Source organism: Rhizobacter sp., assembly GCF_031412495.1.
Classification (GTDB): domain Bacteria; phylum Pseudomonadota; class Gammaproteobacteria; order Burkholderiales; family Burkholderiaceae_C; genus Schlegelella_A.
On the sequence record NZ_JANODC010000209.1, the window covers coordinates 1 to 1,749 of the forward strand.

A 1,749-nucleotide genomic window follows, 5' to 3' on the forward strand; every position below is an offset into this window, starting at 1 on the left:
GACATCGCCGACACCCGCGAGAAGCTCGCCACCTACGCCGGTATCGGCCTGCTGCGCGGCGGCTCCGCCCTGCCGAGCCTGGGCCACGACCGCGACAAGTCGTGACGGTTCCGTCGCGGCCCGCTGCCGCGGGGCGGATCAGACGACCACCGGCTCCGGCTCGAGGCGGATGCCGAAGCGGCCGTAGACGCTCTCCTGGATGGCGCGGGCCAGCGTCATGACCTCGGAGCCGATGGCCGCACCGCGGTTGACGAGCACCAGCGCCTGCCGCTCGTAGACGCCGGCCTGGCCCACCGACTTCCCCTTCCAGCCGCAGGCATCGATCATCCAGGCCGCGGCGAGCTTGACGCTGCCGTCGGCCATCGGGTAGTGGACGATCTCCGGGTCACGGCCGATGATGTCCCGGCACTGCTCCGGCGTGACCACCGGGTTCTTGAAGAAGCTGCCGGCGTTGCCGATCGTGGCCGGGTCCGGCAGCTTGGCGCGTCGGATCGCGCAGACCCAGTCGGCGATCTGCCGCGCGCTCGGGTCGCCGATGCCAGTCTCGGCGATCTTCTTCTGCAGCTCGAGGTAGCCGAGCACCGGCCGCCACGGCCGCGGCAGGCGAAAGCGCACGCGCGTGATCAGGCTGCGGCCGGCGAGCGCGTGCTTGAAGACGCTGTCGCGGTAACCGAAGGCGCAGACTCCCGGCCCGAGCGTGACGCTGCGGCCGGTGACGAGATCGACCGCATCGAGCGACTCGAAGCGGTCCTGCAGCTCGACGCCGTAGGCGCCGATGTTCTGCACCGGTGCGCCGCCCACCGTACCCGGGATCAGGGCCAGGTTCTCGAGCCCCGGCAGGTTCTGCTGCAGCGTGAACTCGACGAGGTCGTGCCAGCCCTCGCCCGCGCCGGCCTCGACCACCACCGCATCGGCGTGCTCGGCGACGACGCGCATGCCGCGCACCTCGACCTTCAGCACCACCTGCGGCATGTCGCGCGTGAGGATGATGTTGCTGCCCCCGCCGAGGACGAACTTGGCGGCGACGCCGAGCTTCGGATGGTCGACGACGCGCCGCACGTCGGCATCGCTGGTGATGCGCACGAGCGTGTGCGCGACGGCCGGCAGGCCGAAGGTGTTGTAGGGTTTGAGGCTCACCCCCGAGTCGATTTGCATGGGAGAATTTTCCCATGCCCAGCTTCGATACCGTGCTCGACCCGAACCTCGTCGAGGTCAAGAACGCCGTCGACCAGACCGCCAAGGAGCTCGGCACGCGCTTCGACTTCAAGGGCTCGTCGGCACGCGTCGAGCTGAAGGAAAAGGAAGTCACGCTGTACGCCGACAGCGACTTCCAGATCGGCCAGGTCATGGACGTCCTGCTCGCCAAGCTGAGCAAGCGCAACGTCGATGCGCGCTTCCTCGACCGCAGCGCCAAGGTCGAGAAGATCGGCGGCGACAAGGTCAAGCAGCTGCTCGTCGTGCGCAGCGGCATCGATGCCGAGACCGCCAAGAAGCTGCAGACGGCCATCAAGCAAAGCAAGATCAAGGTGCAGGCCTCGATCCAGGGCGATGTGGTCCGCGTCGCCGGGGCCAAGCGCGACGACCTGCAGGCCGCGATGGCCCTGATCCGCAAGGACGTCGCGGAGCACCCCCTCTCCTTCACCAACTTCGGGGACTGACGGGGCGCCCGGGCGCCTGGCCGTCGGCCTGCTCTGCGCGCTCGCCGGCGCCGGGGCCGCGGCCCAGACGGTCTCGCTCGGCGGCAGCCTC

2 protein-coding genes are annotated in these 1,749 nt (G+C 69.6%); one reads left to right on the top strand and one right to left on the bottom strand.

Annotation, left to right across the window (positions count from 1 at the left end; translation table 11 throughout):
• Positions 1–138 precede the first annotated feature (138 nt).
• Complete coding sequence (gene murB / locus AC30N0_RS07905) at positions 139–1,155, bottom strand: UDP-N-acetylmuramate dehydrogenase (protein WP_489517379.1); 1,017 nt, start codon at positions 1,153–1,155, stop codon at positions 139–141.
• 14 nt (positions 1,156–1,169) lie between these two features.
• Here murB and AC30N0_RS07910 point away from each other — a divergent pair, with 14 nt between their 5' ends.
• Entirely contained in the window at positions 1,170–1,658 is a 489-nt protein-coding gene (locus AC30N0_RS07910) for a YajQ family cyclic di-GMP-binding protein (RefSeq protein ID WP_489517380.1), read from the top strand.
• The last annotated feature ends 91 nt before the right edge of the window (positions 1,659–1,749 follow it).

Bases quoted from the DNA above. Each gene is read 5' to 3' on its own strand.
- murB (WP_489517379.1), bottom strand. From the start codon at position 1,155: ATGCAAATCGACTCGGGGGTGAGCCTCAAACCCTACAACACCTTCGGC.
- AC30N0_RS07910 (WP_489517380.1), top strand. From the start codon at position 1,170: ATGCCCAGCTTCGATACCGTGCTCGACCCGAACCTCGTCGAGGTCAAG.